The organism is Acidimicrobiales bacterium (assembly GCA_035316325.1).
In the GTDB taxonomy this organism is placed as follows: Bacteria; Actinomycetota; Acidimicrobiia; order Acidimicrobiales; family VFJN01; genus DASXTK01.
This window is the reverse complement of sequence record DATHJB010000142.1, coordinates 1-15,442: the sequence shown is the minus strand read 5'-3', so window position 1 is coordinate 15,442 and position 15,442 is coordinate 1. Positions and strand designations below refer to the sequence as shown.

Below are 15,442 nucleotides of genomic sequence, written 5' to 3'. Positions count from 1 at the left end.
GCCGCGCGCGTGTTCGCCCACGCGAGTTGCACGAGCCGTGCGATTTGACTGGACTGTTAGGACTCTCCGGACCCAAGACAGGGGCTACGCATAGCAATGTCGATCGCGGTAGATACCAAAGACTGCACGGCGTTGAGCGATGCCGAGCTGGCCGAAATGGCCGACCTGTGTGCCGACGGACCGCTGGCCTACGAGGTGGGCGAGCTGTCGAAGCAGGCCGAGGCATGGGTGCTGGTCACCCAGGCTCGCGACAACGGCAAGCTCAAAGGATTCTCCTTCTGCACGCTCGAGCGCATCGGTGGCACACCCTGCGTCCTGATCGGGCTGTCGTCGATCCATCGCACCTCCAAGCGCGACTCGGTGCTGCGCAACATCATCCAGGACCAGATGCGTCGTGCCGTGCTCGCCTTCCCCGACGAGGACGTGCTGGTGTCCGCCCGTTTCGGTGAGCCGGGTGGCTTCGAGGCGTTCAAGACGCTCAACGACATCGTCCCCCGGGCCGAGCACAAGGCCACCGGCGAGGAGCGGGCGTGGGGCTCGCGCCTCGCACGGCGCTACGGCATCCTCAACGGCGCCTACGACCAGCGGGCGTTCCTGGCCAAGGGTGCTGGCGAGGAGCTGGCGGCGGTGTTCGACCACTCCACCCTCCGGCCCGAGGATCTCGACGCCGAGCTGCTCGAGCGTTTCGCGGTGGTCAAGGCCGACCAGGGCGACAGCCTGATCGCCTTCGGTTGGGCGATGGAGGAGGACCTCCGCAAGCTGGCTCCGGCGACGTAGCTGGTTGGAGCTCGACAGGGTCGTTCGTACCCGACGGATGGTCCGCGCTTTTGCGGACCGTCCGGTGTCGCCCGAGGTGGTGGACGGCCTGCTCGACCTGGCACGCCGCTCGCCGTCGGCGGGGCACACGCAGCCGTGGTCGTTCGTGGTCCTGTCGGGCGCCGAGGAGACGGCTCGCCTGTGGGACGTGACGCTCCCTGAGCCCCGCCGGGCGGGTTTCCGCTGGCAGGGCCTGCTGTCGGCCCCGGTCGTCGTCGTGCCGCTGGTGTCGCCGGGCGCCTACGTGTCCCGCTACGCCGAGCCCGACAAGTCGTCGACGGGCCTGGGCGGCTCGACCGACGCCTGGCCGGTGCCCTACTGGTGGGTCGACGGTGGGATGGCGGTGCAGACCCTGCTCCTCGCCGCGGTCGACGCCGGCCTGGGTGCTCTGTTCTACGGCCTGTTCGACCACGAGGCGGCGGCGCTGTCGGCGCTCGGGGTCCCCGACGGCTGGCGGGCCCTCGGCGCCGTCGCCCTCGGCTACCCCGCACCCGACGAGCCCGGTGCGTCTGCCTCGCGCCCCCGCCGCCCGTTGGACGACGTGGTCCACCGGGGCGGCTGGTAGCCCCAACCCCGAAATTGCGTGGCAGGCGGTCGCTAGAGGGCCACGAACCACGCAATTTCGCTCAGAGCCCGAGCTGTGCCCTCAGGGTGACGGGATCCGTGGCGGGGAGGTTGCAGGTGAAGTCGCGGCAGACGTAGGCGTTGCCAGCTTCCCGCGACTCCCAGAGGGCTGACGGGAACGGTTCGCCCCAGGCCAGGACCACCGTCGGGGTGAAGGAGCGCTGGACCACCGCCACCAGGTCGGGATGGTCGGAGCCGGGGATGACCACCTCGTCGACCCCGTGGGCCGCCAGGTCGAGGGCGGCCAGGAGGTGGCCGAACGCCGTGGGGTGCTGGGCGACCAGCGGGGCGGTCAGGCGCAGGGCCGAGTCGGCCGCGTCGCCGTACCGCGCCTCGCCCGTCAACGCCGCCAGGCGGGCCAATCCCACCGCCGCCAGGCTGTTGGCGCTCGGCGTGGCGTTGTCCATCAGGTCCTTGGTGGCCGCCACCAGCTGCTCGGCGTCGCGGCCGTTGGTGAAGGCGCCGCCGTTGTCGTCGTCCCAGAACAGGTCGAGGAGCCCATCGGCGGCCGCCCGGGCCGCCGCGATCCAGCGAGCCGAACCGGTCGCCTCGGCCAGGCGGACGAAGCCGTCGAGCAGCGCCCCGTAGTCGGCCGCGTAGGCCAGCACCCGGGCACCGCCGTCGGCCTGCCACGACCGCAGCCAGCGCCCGTCCTCCCGCTGGAGCTGCGCCAGCAGGAACTCGCCGTTGGCGACCGCCGCCGCCAGCCAGTCGGCCCGACCGGTGGCAGCCGCCGCCTCGGCCAGCGTGGCCAGCATGAGGCCGTTCCACTCGGTGAGCACCTTGTCGTCGAGCCCCGGCCGCACCCGCTCCTCCCGGGCCTCGAACAGCCGGGCCCGGGCGTCGTCGATCTCGGGCGGCCGCAGCAGGTCGCCCCGGGCGTGCAGCCGGTTGAGGATCGAGCTGCCGCTGTGCTCGAAGTTCCCCTCGTCGGTGACGCCGTAGTGCTCCGCCACCCGGGCCCCCAGGTCGGCGCCGAGGACCGACGCCAGCTCGGCCGGCGTCCAGACGTAGAAGCGGCCCTCCTCGCCCTCGCTGTCGGCGTCCTCGGCGGAGTAGAAGCCGCCGCCGGGGTGCCGCAGGTCGCGCAGCACGTAGTCGACGGTCTCGTCGAGCACCTGCCGGTGGGCCGGCGAGCCCGTCACCTGCCAGGCGTGCAGGTACACCCGGGCCAGCAGCGCCTGGTCGTAGAGCATCTTCTCGAAGTGCGGCACCAGCCACACGTTGTCGACCGAGTAGCGGGCGAAGCCGCCGCCCAGGTGGTCGTACATGCCGCCGGAGGCCATGGCGTCGAGTGACGTGGTCAGCGCCCCGAGCGCCGCGGTGTCGCCCCGGGCCGCGGCCCGCACCAGCACCTCCAGGCTCATGGCCTGGGGGAACTTGGGTGCGCCGCCGAAGCCGCCCCACTGGGGGTCGTGCTCGGCCAGCAGGGTGCGGAGGGCGTGGTCGAGGGTGGTGGCGGCGTCGGGGACGTCGGCGGCGGGGGTCAGCCGGGCGGTGCGACCCAGGGACCCCGTGAGCTCGACGGCCTGGGCGGTCAGGTCGTCGCGGCGGGTGCGCCACACCTCGTCGACCCGCTTGCAGAGGTCGGGGAACGACGTCATCCCGCCCCGGGGCGAGTTGGGGAAGTAGGTGCCGCCGAAGAACGGCTTGCGCTCGGGCGTGAGGAACACGGTCATCGGCCAGCCGCCCTGGCCGGTCAGCGCCTGGACGACCTCCATGTAGAGGGCGTCGACGTCGGGGCGCTCCTCCCGGTCGACCTTCACGTTCACGAACAGGTCGTTCATCACCGCGGCGATGTCGGGATCCTCGAACGACTCGTGCGCCATCACGTGGCACCAGTGGCAGGCCGAGTAGCCCACCGACAGCAGGATCGGCTTGTCGTCGAGGCGGGCGGCGGTGAAGGCCTCGTCGCCCCACGGGTACCAGTCGACCGGGTTGTCGGCGTGCTGTCGGAGGTAGGGACTGGTCTCGTCGGCGAGGCGGTTCACTTCGCCGACTGTAGGACCCGCTCTCTAGGGTCCCACCCCATGGAACTGAGCCTTGAGGGGAAGGTGGCCCTGGTGACCGGGGCGAGCCGGGGGATCGGCGAGGCCATCGCCCGGACGTACGCCGCGGCGGGGGCGTCGGTGGTGCTGTCGTCGCGCAAGCAGGAGGCGCTCGACGAGGTGGCAGCCAGCATCGTCGACGACATCGGCGCCGACCGGGCGGGGGACGTGGCCGCAGTCGCCGCCCACGCCGGCGATCCGGAGCAGATCGCCGGGTGCGTTGGCGCGGCCGTCGAGCGCTTCGGCCGGCTCGACATCCTGGTCAACAACGCCGCGACCAACCCCTACATGGGCGCGGCGGTCGACATCGACCTGCCCCGCTTCGACAAGACCTGGGAGGTCAACTACCGGGGGCCGGTGGTGTGGGTGCAGGAGGCATGGAAGGCCTCGATGAAGGACAACGGCGGGATCGTGATCAACATGGCCTCGACCGGAGGGCTCACCGTGGCGCCGGGCCTCGGCCACTACGACGTGACCAAGGCGGCCCTGATCCACCTCACCAAGACGCTGGCCGACGAGCTGGGGCCGACCGTGCGGGTGAACGCCATCGCCCCGGGCCTGGTGAAGACCGAGATGGCCCGGGCGCTGTGGGAGCCGAACGAGGAGGCGATCGCCCGCCGGGTGCCGTTGCGGCGCCTCGGGGTGCCCGACGACATCGCCAACGCGGCGCTGTTCCTGGCCAGCGACCTGTCGTCGTGGATCACCGGCCAGACCCTGGTGGTCGACGGGGGATCGCTGCTCCACGGCTCGATCTAGTAGCGCTTCAGCTTGCCGAGGGCGGTGCGGGGGAGGGTGTCGGCCAGCTCCAGCTCGTGGGGGGCCGACCAGGGCGGGAGGGTCTCCTTGACCCAGCCACGGACGGCGTCGAGCGTCGGCGGTTGTCGTGGGTTTGCGGGGACCACCCGGGCGACCACCCGCCGGCCCCACGTGGGGTCGGCACGGCCGAAGACCAGGGCCTCCCGGACGTCGGGGTGCTCGGTCAGGCGGGCCTCGACGGTGGTCGGCCACACCTTCTCGCCGCCGGTCACGATCACGTCGCCGATCCGCCCGCTGACCCCGAGCGTGGCGCCGTCCCAGGCCCCGGCGTCGCCGGTGGGGAGCCAGCCGTCGGCGTCCCTGGGGTCGTGGCCGTCGCGGTAGGCCCGCAGCAGCATCGGCGCCCGCAGGTGGATCTGGCCGGCGGCGTCGACCCGGATCTCGACGCCGTCGAGCGGCACGCCGTCGTAGACGATCCCGCCGCCCGACTCGGTGAGGCCGTAGGTGGCGACGGCGTTGGCGGGCAGATCGGGCGGCATCGCCGAGCCGCCGAGGACGATCGTGCGGAACCGGGCGGCGTCGACCCGGGGGAGCAGCGCCGGCACCAGCGAGACCAGCGTCGCGTCGCCCGACGCCTGCCGGACGTCGGGCACCACGGTCAGGGGAGTCCCGGTGAGCAGCGCCCGGGTGACCACCCCGAGGCCACCGACGTGGGCCAGCGGTAGGCACGCCAGCCAGCGGTCGCTCGTGGGGTCGACGGCGAGCCGGGTGCTGGTGGCCCGGGCCGACGCGGCGACGGCGTCGTGGGTGAGGACCGCCGCCTTCGGCTCCCCGGTGGTCCCCGACGTGAGGACCACGAGCGCGTCCCTGGCCGCCACCGGCTCCTCGGGTCGGGCAGCCGCCAGTGCCGCCTCCCGCGCCGGCCCCGGCAGCCGGGGGTCGAGCGGCAGCACGGCGTCCCCGTCGTCCCAGGCCCGGCGGAGCGCGTCGACGAAGCCCGGCGTGCCCTCCGCCTCGACGACGACGAGACGGTTCAGCGGTCACCCTCCGACACGGCTTCCGGACCCATCGCGTGAGCTTCCTACACTGCGGCCCGTGCCGTCGATCGACTCCCCGTCCGCCCCGCCCGTGCCACCCACGGGAGCCCGGCTGTGGCTGGCGGGGGCGCGGCCCCGGACGCTGCCGGCCGCCGTCGTGCCCGTGCTGGTGGGCACGGCCTGTGCCGCCGGGGAGGTCGACCTGATCGCCTGGCGGGCCGTCGCGGCCCTGGTCGTCGCCCTCGCCCTGCAGGTGGCCACCAACTACGCCAACGACTACAGCGACGGCGTCCGGGGCACCGACAGCGCCGAGCGCCGGGTGGGGCCGGTGCGGCTCGTCGGGTCCGGCCTCGTCGCCCCCGGGCGGGTGAAGCGGGCCGCCCTCGTCGCCTTCGGGGTGGCCGGCGTGGCCGGGTTCGCCCTGGCCGTGGCGGTCGGGTGGGAGCTCATCGTGGTGGGTGTGGCCGCCATCGCCGCCGGCTGGTTCTACACCGGCGGCCCCCGCCCCTACGGCTACCTGGGCCTGGGCGAGGCGTTCGTGTTCACGTTCTTCGGGGTGGTCGCCACGGCCGGGTCGGCCTACGTGCAGGAGGGGCAGCTGTCGGGCCTGGCCCTGGGTGCCAGCGTGCCGGTGGGCCTCCTGGCGACGGCGCTCCTGGTGGTGAACAACCTGCGGGACATCCCGGGCGACACGGTGTCGGGCAAGCGCACCCTGGCCGTCCGCCTGGGCGACGCCCGCACCCGCTGGTTCTACGTCGCCCTGCTGGTGGCGGCGGTGGTGTGCGTGCCGCCGATCGCCGCGTTCGGGGAGCGTCCGGCCGCGATCCTGGCCCTCGCCGCCGTGCCGTTGGCCCGCAACGCCGTGCTGGCGGTGCTCCGGGGCGACCGGGGGCCGGCGCTCATCCCGGTGCTGGTCGCCACCGGCCGGGTGCAGCTGGTGTTCGGCGCCTTCCTCGCGCTCGGGCTCGCCGTATCCGGCTGAGTCGTCTGTGGTCGCCGGGCCGAGCTCGAGTCAGCTGTGATCGGAGACCGATCAGAAACGACTCAACCCCGCTGAGTCGACCTCAAACGACTCGGGGGAAGGTCGCCAGCCAGGGGCGGAGGTGGGCCAGGAAGGCCTCGGGCTGCTCCAGGTGGGCGGCGTGGCCGGCACCGGGGACCAGGGCGACCATGGCGTGCGGGCCGACGGCCTCGGCGGTGCGGCTGGCGATGTCGGCGTAGCGGATGTCGTGGGTGCCGGCCACGGCCAGCACGGGTACCCGGAGCTCGTCGAGGCGGGGCCACAGCGACTGCTGCGAGCCGGTGCCCGCCAGCTCCAGGCTCGACGCCAGCCCCTCGGCGGTGTTGCGGCGGCGCTCCTCGTCGAACCTCGCCCAGGCTGGCAGCCCCAAGAACAGCGGTTGGTCGAGCCACTCGGTGAGGAAGGCGTCGACGCCGATCTCCCGCACGTGGGTGGCCAGCTCGTGGTCGCGGGCGCGGCGGGCGGCCCGCTCGACGTCGTCCTCGATGCCGGGGGTGCCGCCGATCAGCACCAGCCCCTCCACCACCTCCGGGTGGCCCAGGGCGACGTGGAGCGCCAGCCGGGCGCCCATCGAGTAGCCGACCCAGACGCCCCGCCCGCCGGTGGTCGCCATCAGCGCCGCCCCCTCGACCAGGCCGGCCCTCACGTCGGTGGCGATGCCGTGGCCGGGGGCGTCGAGCCGCACGACCTCGTGGTCGCGGGCCAGGTCGTCGCCCACGGGGCCCCAGCAGCCGGCCGTCTGGGTGAAGCCGTGGAGCAGCACCAGTCGCGGGTCGTGCGGGTGGTCGCCGGGTTCGGTCACGGCGGGCGATGCTAGGAGCCTGATGGATGCCGACGTGCAAGCGACGTTCACCGCCACCCTGGTCGACGAGTGGGTGCGGGGCGGGGTGCGGGATGCCGTGGTCTGCCCGGGGTCGCGGTCGACGCCGCTGGCCCTTGCGCTCGCCGACCACCCGGGCATCGCCGTCCACGTCCACCACGACGAGCGGTCGGGCGGGTTCCTGGCGCTGGGCCGGGCGCTGGCGACCGGGGTGCCGGTGGTGGTGCTGACCACCAGCGGGACGGCCACCGCCGAGCTGCACCCGGCCGTCGTCGAGGCCCACCACGCCGGCGTGCCGCTGGTGGTGTGCACGGCCGACCGTCCCCCCGAGCTGCAGGACGTCGGCGCCGCCCAGACCATCGACCAGGCCCACCTCTACGGCCGGGCGGTCCGCTGGTACGCCGACCCGGGCGTCGCCGACCCGTCGACCTCGTCCCGCTGGCGACCGCTCGCCGCCCGGGCCCTCGCCGAGGCCGCCGGTCCGCCCGCCGGTCCCGTGCAGCTCAACCTGCCGTTCCGCGAACCGCTCGTCGGCACCCCCGGCCCGCTCCCGCCGGCTCGCCCTTTGGCGACACTGGCGGCGTCGCAGGTCGACACCGCCGACCTCGCCGAACGTCTGGCGGGCCGGCGCGGCCTCGTCCTGGCCGGTGCCGGCAGCGGGAGCGACGTCCTGCGGCTGGCCGAGCGGCTGGGGTGGCCGGTGGTGGCCGACCCGCGGGCCGAAGCGTGGGTGCCGAGTCCCCACGTCGTGGCCCACCTCGACGCGATCCTCCGCTCGGAGGTGGCTCGGGCGGCGCTGCGGCCCGAGGTGGTGCTCCGGCTGGGCGGTCCGCCGGCGTCACGGGTGGTGAACGAGTGGCTGGCCGCGAGCGGCGCCGAGCTGGTGGTGGTGACCGACGTCGGCTGGTCCGATCCCGACGGCGTCGCGCACCTCGTCGTGCGGGCCGCGCCGAAGGCCGTCGTGGCGACGCTGCTGCCCCAGGTCATCGGCACACCCGTCGGCATGTGGCTCACCCACTGGCAGGCGGCCGCCGAGGCCGCGGCCGACGTCGTGGCGGCGACCGCAGCCGGCGAGCCCGCCGTCGCCCGGGACCTGGTGGCGGCTATGCCCGGCGGCGCCCAGCTGGTGGTGTCCTCGTCGATGCCGGTCCGGGACGTCGAGCGGTACGCGGCGCCCCGGCCCGGGCTCCGGGTGCTCGCCAACCGGGGGGCCAACGGGATCGACGGCGTGGTGTCGACCGCGGTCGGGGCGGCGCTGAACGGAGCCCCGACGGCGCTGCTGATCGGCGACGTCGCCTTCCTGCACGACAGCAACGGCCTCCTCGGCGCGGCCCAGCGGGGCGTCGACCTGGTGGCGGTGGTGGTCGACAACGACGGCGGCGGCATCTTCTCGTTCCTCCCGCAGGCCACGTCGCTGCCCGGCGACCGCTTCGAGCGCCTCTTCGGCACGCCCCACGGGCTCGACCTGGTCGCCCTGGCCAGCGCCTACGGCATCGAGGCCCGGGCCGTCGGCGAGGAGGACGTCACCACCGCGGTCACCGAGGCCGTCGACAAGGGCGGCGTCCACGTGCTGGTGGTCCGCACCGACCGACCCGCCAACGTCGAGATCCACCGCCGCATCGACGACGCCGTCGCCGCCGCCGTGACCGCCGCCCTGGGCTAGGCCGCTAGGGCCGCACCAACGCCGTGAGCAGGGCCTGGAGCTTCATCCGGGTCTCGGCCAGCTCGGTGAGGGGGTCGCTGTCGGACACGATGCCGATGCCGGCGACCACCCGGGCCGTCGCCCCGGACAGCTCGGCGCAGCGCAGCGACACCGCCCACGTGCCGTTGCCCTGACCGTCGGCCCAGCCCACGGTGCCGGCGTAGAGGCCCCGCTCGAAGCCCTCGTGCTCGAGGATCCACTCGACGGCGGCCTCCCGGGGGAAACCCGACACGGCCGGCGTCGGGTGCAGTGCCGCCACCAGCTCCAGCACCGACGGCGCCGGCTGCGACAGCCGCCCCTCCACCAGCGTGGCCAGGTGCTGCAGGTTGGCCACCCCGATCACCGACGGTTCGGGTTCGTAGTCGAGGTAGGAGCACCAGCCCAGCAGCGTGTCGTGCACCATGTCGATCGTGAACTGGTGCTCGGTCCGGTACGTGGCCGACGCCAGCAGCGACGCCGCCAGCCGCTGATCGGTGGTCGGGTCGCCGCCCCGGGGGGCCGTGCCCGCCATCGGGTGCGACCGCACGGTGTCGCCCGTCCGGGCCACCAGCAGCTCGGGGCTGGCGCAGATCAGCGGCCCCACCGACACCACGTGGCAGCCGGGGAACGTGGTGCGGAGCCGCTCCAGCACCGCCACCCGGTCGAACGGCCGGTCGCCGGTGACCAGCACCTCCCGGGCCAGGACCACCTTCGACAGGGCGCCCGTGGCGTGCCCCTCGGCCAGCACCTTGGTGGCCCGTTCGACCAGGTCGCACCAGTCGTCGGGCTCCAGCGCCGAGGCGACGGTGATCGACCGGGGCGGCGGCAGCGCCGGCGTCGGCGGCACCTCGGCCACCAGGTCCTCGGCGGGGCGGTCGTGGCGGGGGTCGTCGTCGGGGCCGACGGTGGTGACCCAGCGGGTGCCGTCGTCGCCCCGGCCGACCACCAGCGACGGGACCACCAGCGACGCCGCCGAACCCGGCACGAACGGCAGCGCCCCGAACGCCACGGCCCCGCAGCCGGGCCGTCCCACCTCGTCGTCGACGGCGACCGAGGCCAGCGTCTGGGCAGCACGCCGGGCGGCCGACGACGGGTCACCCGCCGGCCAGTCGACCCGCAGCGCCTCGCCCCGCCCTGCGATGCCCACGCGGCTGCGTTCGAACAGCAGCCCGTCGGCGCCCGCGAAGGTGACGAGGTCGACGTCCCGGTCGATCCGCCGGGTGCGGGCCAGCAGGCTCACGACGGGCTCCCCGCCCGGGTTCCCGTGATCAGCTGGGAGATGCCGCCGGAGAAGAGGCGGCGGGTGACGTCGTTGAACCCGGCTTCGGCCAGCATGCCCAGCATCCGGCCCGGCTCCGGCAGGTAGGCGACCGAGCGGGGCAGGTAGCGGTAGGCCGCCGGGTCGGACAGCAGGCCGCCGATGAGCGGCACCACCTTCCCGAAGTACACCCCGTGACCCCAGCGCAGCACCGGGTTGCCCGGCACCGCCACCTCGAGCAGGGCGATGCGGCCGCCCGGGCGGACGACCCGGCCCAGCTCGACGAAGAACGGCTCCAGCGCCACCAGGTTGCGCAGGGCGAAGCCGCAGGTCACGCCGTCGACCCGACCGTCGGCCACCGGCAGCGACAGGGCATCGGCCTGCGCCAGCGGCACGAACGTGCGGGCCGCGGCCAGCATCCCGAACGAGAGGTCCATCCCCACCGGTCGCAGCCCGGCGGCCTCCAGCTCGCGGCACAGGTCGCCGGTCCCGCACGCCAGGTCGAGCACCTGCGACCCGGCCGGCAAGCCCAGCGACCGCACCGTCCGCCGCCGCCACCCGACGTCCATCCGGAAGGTCATCAGCCGGTTGACGACGTCGTAGCGCGGGGCGATGGCGTCGAACATGGCCCGCACCGCCTGCACCTTCTCCGGTCCCTCGGGCAGGGTCTCGGGCATCGGCGACGCGTTGGGCATCGCCCGCATCGTACGACCGGTGCCGCCCGCACCAGCCAACCGACCTAGTCTCAGGGCTGGTGAAATCGCACTTCCGACTCCTGGGCGTACCCGTACGGGTGGAGCCGCTGTTCCTCGTGATCGCCGCGCTCATGGCCTACGAGCTGCGGCCGCTGTGGGTCGTCTTCGCCTTCATCGGCATCGTGTTCGTGAACGTGCTGGTCCACGAGATGGGCCACGCGATCATGTTCCGCTTCGCCGGCCAGCGCTCGGCGGTGGTGCTCCACGCCTTCGGCGGCTTCACGGTCCCCACGGGCGGTGGCCGGCGCCAGATGAGCAAGGCGATGTCGATCACGGTGAGCCTCGCCGGGGTCGGCGCGCAGATGCTGTTGCTCTACCTGCCGGCGCGGCTGCTCAAGGACAGCGACTGGGGCACCGAGCAGGCCATCGACTTCATCAGCGGCCCCGGCTTCAGCTGGTGGCCGATCCTCGTCTACACGCAGTTCGTGGCCCTGTGGTGGTCGGTGCTGAACATCCTGCCGATCCGCCCGTTCGACGGCGGCCACGTCGCCGAGGAGCTGGTGGGCTTCGAGAACGCCTGCAAGCTGTCGATCGTCGTGGGCGCGGTGGCGGCGCTGGTCGCCGCGGTGCAGTTCTCGCTCTTCACCGGCCTCTTCCTGGGCATGTTCGCCTTCCTCAACTATCGCGAGCTGCAGGAGGGCCGGGCCACCGGCACGTTCGACGTCGACGCCCCCGAGGGCCAGGCGGCCGCCGGACGCGGCGGCGGAGCATCCCGCGGGAGCAGTGGGCGCGGTGGGCGCAAGAAGGCCCGCGGTGGCCACCTGCAGTCCGTGCCGCCCATCCCTGACCTGGCGTCCGAGTTGGCACGCCCCCGCGACACCGCGGAGATCGAGTCACGGGCCTGGAACGCGCTGCGTGGCGGCGACGTCGAGATGGCGGCGGCCCTGCTCAAGCAGACGGCCGGCCGCCCGAACCCCTTCCTGCAGGCCAGTGTCGCCCTGGCGCAGGGCCATGCCGGTCTGGCCGGCGACATGTTCGAGGCCGCCTACCTGGCCGAGCCCGGCGGACCGCCCAACCTGGTGCCGGCCACCCTGCTGGCGAACAGCGGCGGGGCCGTGCCGCTGGCGGCCCAGCTGGTCGCGGCCGGCCCGGTCGGCATCGAGGCCGCCGGCAGCCTGCAGACCCACCTGCACTACGCGGAGGGCTTCCAGGCCGCCGCCGAGGTCGGCGAGCAGGTGTTCGCCGCCGGTCCTCGGAGCCCCGCCCAGACGGCGTTCGAGATCGCCTGCTCCTGGGCCCGGGCGGGACGGGCCGAGGAGGCGCTGCGCTGGGTGGAGGCCGCCGTCGACGCCGGTTTCAAGGCGCCGGGCATGCTCGACGGCGAGCCCGACCTGGCCCCGGTCCGCGCCCTGGAGGGCTGGACCGCGGTCCGCTCCCGCCTGACGGCGTAAAGCCAGGGAAATTGCGTGGCAGGCGGCCCCCTGGCGACCACCAGACACGCAATTTCGGGTCAGTCGTAGTAGCGGTAGACGTTCTCGGCCACGCAGGAGGGCTTCTCGGCGCCCTCGACCTCGAACGTCATGCGCATGGTCACCTGCACGCCGGCCTTGATATCGGTCACGTCCATGAGCTCGACGCCCACCCGCAGCTTCGAGCCCACCGGCACCGGCGACGGGAAGCGGATCTTCTCCGACCCGTAGTTCACGGCCATGCTGATGCCCTGCACCTGCACCACCTGGGGCACCAGCAGCGGGCCCAGCGACAGCGTGAGGTAGCCGTGGGCGATCGGGCCGCCGAAGGGGCTCTCCCGCTTGGCGCGCTCGGGGTCGACGTGGATCCACTGGTGGTCGCCCGTCGCGTCGGCAAACTGGTTCACGCGGTCCTGGCCGACCTCGAGGTAGTCGCTGTACCCGAGGTGTTGGCCGACGAGGTCCCGCAGCCCAGCTGTTCCCTGCACGATGGTGGTCATGCCGGCGATGATGCCCGATCCCGTGGAATCCGTTCTAGTCGAGGACCTGGTCGGGGTCGTGCTGGCGGCGGGGGAGGGCGTCCGGCTGCGGCCGCTCACGCTGCGCAAGCCGAAGCCGCTGTGCCCGGTCGACAACGTGCCGCTGGTCGACCACGCCCTCGGGCGGGCCGCCACGGTCACCCCGCACCTGGCCGTCAACCTCCACCACGGGCGCGACCAGCTCGCCGCCCACCTGGAGGCGGAGGCCGGACCGGTGGCCGGCTCGCCCGTGCACCTGTCGGTGGAGGAGCCGGAGGCGCTCGGCACCGCCGGGGCGCTGGGGCACCTGCGCCCGTGGATCGACGGCCGCGCTGCCGTGGTCCTCAACGGCGACACCTGGAGCCCCGGCTCGCTCGCCGCCGCGGTCCAGGGCTGGGACCGGGAGCGGGTGCGGCTGCTGGTGGTCGACGACGACCGGCTGACCCGGTCGAGTCGCCTGGCGGGAGCGCTGCTGCCCTGGTCGGAGATCGCCCCGCTGGAGCCCATGCCGTCGGGGCTCTACGAGGCCTCGTGGGGACGGCTGGCCGCCGAGGGCCGGATCGAGGTGGTCCGCTGGGACGGCCCTTGGGTCGACTGCGGCACCCCCGCCCGCTACCTGCACGCGAACATGCTGGCCAGCGGGGGTCGGTCGGTGGTGGGCCCGGGCAGCAAGGTGGACGGCCGGGTGGTGCGCTCGGTGCTGTGGGAGGACAGCGTGGTGCGGGCCGACGAGGTGCTGGTCGACGCCGTCCGCGCCGGCAACCTCACCGTGTTGGTGCGCTAGACCCGGGAAATTGCGTGCGTCAGCCCGCTATGTGCGGGTTTTCGAACGCAATTTCGGGGGGTCGAGGGTCACGCGGGCGGCGAGCTGGCCGCAGGCGGCGTCGATGTCGGTGCCGCGGTTGCGGCGGACGGTGGCGTTCACGCCCATGTCGACCAGCCAGCGCCGGAACCGCTGGACGCCGGCGGGCGGCGTGCCCTTGGTGGGCCAGCCCGGCGTGGGGTTGAGCGGGATGAGGTTGACGTGCGCCGCCAGCGGCAGCGACCGGGCCAGCTCGGCCAGCTCCGTGGCGTCGCTGCGGCGGTCGTTGGTGCCGTCGATCAGCGCCCACTCGAAGCTCAGCCGGCGCCCCTTGGCCTGCAGGTACTGGGCGCAGGCGTCGAGCAGCATGGCCAGCGGGTAGCGCCGGTTGATCGGCACGAGCTCGTCGCGCAGGACGTCGTTGGCGGCGTGCAGCGACACGGCCAGGTTGACCGGCAGCTCCTGGGCGGCCACCCGGCGGATGCCCGGCACGATCCCGACCGTCGACAGGGTGAGGTGGCGGGCGGACAGGCCGAGGGCGTCGTGGGCCCGCTCGACGGCCGGCCACACGTTGTCGAGGTTGGCGAGCGGCTCGCCCATGCCCATGAAGACGACGTTGCCGAGCCGCCGCCCGTCGACCCGGGCCTGGCGGGCCGCGGCCACGATCTGCTCGACGATCTCGCCTGTCGACAGGTGGCGCTCGAAGCCGGACTGGCCGGTGGCGCAGAAGCCGCAGGCCATGGCGCAGCCGGCCTGGGTGGACACGCAGACGGTGGTGCGGTCGTGGTAGTGCATGAGCACGGTCTCGATGCGGCGGCCGTCGGGGAGGGCGAACAGCCACTTCACCGTGGACCCGTCGTGGTCCGACGACGCCGCCACCGGGGTGAGCGCCGGCTGCAGCTCCTCGACGTCGGCCAGCTGGGTCCGCAGCGCCTTGGGCAGCGTCGTCAGCTCGGCGGGCGACGCCACCAGCTGGTCGTAGAGGCCCTGCCACAGCTGGTCGACCCGGTAGCGCGGCTCGCCCTCGAGTCGCGCCCCCAGCTGGTCGCGGTCGAGGTCGTAGAGCCGGGGCACCCAACAAGGGTAGGCGCCTCGGCGAAGCCCGAGACCGTTTGGGGCGGCGGCGGGGTGGTCGGCGGGGGGTACGGTCCGGATCGTGACGTCCCTGCCCGAACCGCCGCCGCATCCGGAGCACCACCACCGCAACGTGCAGGGCGGCGCGGCCCGGGCGGCGGTGTTCGGGGTGAGCGACGGGCTGGTCTCGAACCTGGGGCTGGTCCTCGGCATCGCCGGGGCCGACCCGGTGCCCGGGGCCGTGCGGCTGGCCGGGGTGGCCGGACTGGTGGCCGGCGCCATCTCCATGGCGGCGGGCGAGTACAACTCGATGCGGGTGCAGGCCGACCTGCTGGAGCGGGAGCTGCGGATCGAGGAGCGGGAGCTGCGGGCCCGCCCCAACGTGGAGACGGTGGAGCTGGCGGGCCTCTACGAGCGCCGGGGCCTGCCGCCCGAAGGCGCCCGGGAGCTGGCGGAGGCGGTCATGCGCGACCCCGATGTGGCGCTGGAGGCGCATGCCCGTGAGGAGCTCGGCATCGACCCCAACGAGCTGGGCAAGCCGCTGAGCGCGGCGGGGTCGTCGTTCGTGACGTTCTCCGCTGGGGCGCTGATCCCGCTGCTGCCGTGGTTCTTCGGCGGGGGGACGGCGGCGATCGTGGCGTCGGTCGTGCTGGGTGTGGCCGCCGCGGTCGTGGTGGGGGCCGTGATCGGCCGGTCGACCAACCGGGGCGTGCCGTTCGGCGTCGCCCGCCAGGTGCTGTTCACGGTGGTTCCCGCCGCCATCACGTTCCTGATCGGCTCGGCGCTCGGGGTCGACCTGGCGGGTTAGTGGCCCGAGTCGTAG

General features: G+C 74.0%; 15 protein-coding genes. 8 read left to right on the top strand and 7 right to left on the bottom strand.

The features are described from left to right. Positions 1–132: 132 nt before the first annotated feature. Both VK611_18885 and VK611_18880 read left to right on the top strand, forming a co-directional pair. Positions 133–777: a hypothetical protein gene (locus VK611_18885; GenBank protein HMG43403.1), complete on the top strand. Its 645-nt coding sequence runs from the start codon at positions 133–135 to the stop codon at positions 775–777. 4 nt (positions 778–781) lie between these two features. Then, on the top strand, positions 782–1,381 hold the full coding sequence (locus tag VK611_18880; protein ID HMG43402.1) for a nitroreductase family protein: 600 nt from the start codon (positions 782–784) through the stop codon (positions 1,379–1,381). 61 nt (positions 1,382–1,442) lie between these two features. Here the strand turns inward: VK611_18880 and VK611_18875 are convergent, their stop codons facing one another. Then, positions 1,443–3,431 (bottom strand): thioredoxin domain-containing protein, encoded by a 1,989-nt coding sequence (locus VK611_18875; GenBank protein HMG43401.1) that lies wholly within the window; start codon positions 3,429–3,431, stop codon positions 1,443–1,445. A gap of 39 nt (positions 3,432–3,470) precedes the next feature. On the opposite strand from VK611_18875, the gene VK611_18870 reads away from it, so the two are divergent. Next, positions 3,471–4,244: an SDR family oxidoreductase gene (locus VK611_18870; protein HMG43400.1), complete on the top strand. Its 774-nt coding sequence runs from the start codon at positions 3,471–3,473 to the stop codon at positions 4,242–4,244. On the opposite strand, the gene VK611_18865 is transcribed toward VK611_18870, so the two are convergent. Continuing rightward, complete coding sequence (locus tag VK611_18865) at positions 4,241–5,197, bottom strand: AMP-binding protein (protein HMG43399.1); 957 nt, start codon at positions 5,195–5,197, stop codon at positions 4,241–4,243. The two genes, VK611_18870 and VK611_18865, sit on opposite strands and share 4 nt — an antisense overlap. A gap of 142 nt (positions 5,198–5,339) precedes the next feature. Between VK611_18865 and VK611_18860 the strand changes: the two genes are divergently transcribed. Further along, a complete protein-coding gene (locus tag VK611_18860) occupies positions 5,340–6,263 on the top strand; it encodes a 1,4-dihydroxy-2-naphthoate polyprenyltransferase (protein HMG43398.1) in 924 nt (307 codons plus the stop codon). Between the two features lie 82 nt (positions 6,264–6,345). Here VK611_18860 and VK611_18855 read toward each other — a convergent pair whose 3' ends face one another. Next, a complete protein-coding gene (locus VK611_18855) occupies positions 6,346–7,104 on the bottom strand; it encodes an alpha/beta fold hydrolase (GenBank protein HMG43397.1) in 759 nt (252 codons plus the stop codon). A gap of 22 nt (positions 7,105–7,126) precedes the next feature. On the opposite strand from VK611_18855, the gene menD reads away from it, so the two are divergent. Then, the gene (gene menD / locus VK611_18850; protein HMG43396.1) at positions 7,127–8,785 is read left to right on the top strand and encodes a 2-succinyl-5-enolpyruvyl-6-hydroxy-3-cyclohexene-1-carboxylic-acid synthase; all 1,659 of its coding nucleotides are present in this window, start codon (positions 7,127–7,129) and stop codon (positions 8,783–8,785) included. 4 nt (positions 8,786–8,789) lie between these two features. On the opposite strand, the gene VK611_18845 is transcribed toward menD, so the two are convergent. Together VK611_18845 and VK611_18840 are read right to left on the bottom strand one after the other, a co-directional pair. After that, the gene (locus VK611_18845; GenBank protein HMG43395.1) at positions 8,790–10,043 is read right to left on the bottom strand and encodes an isochorismate synthase; all 1,254 of its coding nucleotides are present in this window, start codon (positions 10,041–10,043) and stop codon (positions 8,790–8,792) included. Further along, entirely contained in the window at positions 10,040–10,756 is a 717-nt protein-coding gene (locus tag VK611_18840; GenBank protein HMG43394.1) for a ubiquinone/menaquinone biosynthesis methyltransferase, read from the bottom strand. The genes VK611_18845 and VK611_18840 overlap by 4 nt, the downstream gene beginning before the upstream one ends. Before the next feature lie 59 nt (positions 10,757–10,815). Here VK611_18840 and VK611_18835 point away from each other — a divergent pair, with 59 nt between their 5' ends. After that, positions 10,816–12,207 carry a hypothetical protein gene (locus VK611_18835; protein HMG43393.1) on the top strand — a complete coding sequence of 464 codons (1,392 nt, stop codon included), beginning with the start codon at positions 10,816–10,818 and terminating at the stop codon, positions 12,205–12,207. Between the two features lie 59 nt (positions 12,208–12,266). On the opposite strand, the gene VK611_18830 is transcribed toward VK611_18835, so the two are convergent. Next, positions 12,267–12,725 carry a MaoC family dehydratase gene (locus VK611_18830; GenBank protein ID HMG43392.1) on the bottom strand — a complete coding sequence of 153 codons (459 nt, stop codon included), beginning with the start codon at positions 12,723–12,725 and terminating at the stop codon, positions 12,267–12,269. Between the two features lie 22 nt (positions 12,726–12,747). On the opposite strand from VK611_18830, the gene VK611_18825 reads away from it, so the two are divergent. Beyond that, positions 12,748–13,527 carry a sugar phosphate nucleotidyltransferase gene (locus VK611_18825; GenBank protein HMG43391.1) on the top strand — a complete coding sequence of 260 codons (780 nt, stop codon included), beginning with the start codon at positions 12,748–12,750 and terminating at the stop codon, positions 13,525–13,527. Positions 13,528–13,554: 27 nt separating this feature from the next. On the opposite strand, the gene rlmN is transcribed toward VK611_18825, so the two are convergent. After that, positions 13,555–14,619 (bottom strand): 23S rRNA (adenine(2503)-C(2))-methyltransferase RlmN, encoded by a 1,065-nt coding sequence (rlmN, locus tag VK611_18820; GenBank protein ID HMG43390.1) that lies wholly within the window; start codon positions 14,617–14,619, stop codon positions 13,555–13,557. 82 nt (positions 14,620–14,701) lie between these two features. On the opposite strand from rlmN, the gene VK611_18815 reads away from it, so the two are divergent. Next, on the top strand, positions 14,702–15,427 hold the full coding sequence (locus VK611_18815) for a VIT1/CCC1 transporter family protein (GenBank protein HMG43389.1): 726 nt from the start codon (positions 14,702–14,704) through the stop codon (positions 15,425–15,427). The last annotated feature ends 15 nt before the right edge of the window (positions 15,428–15,442 follow it).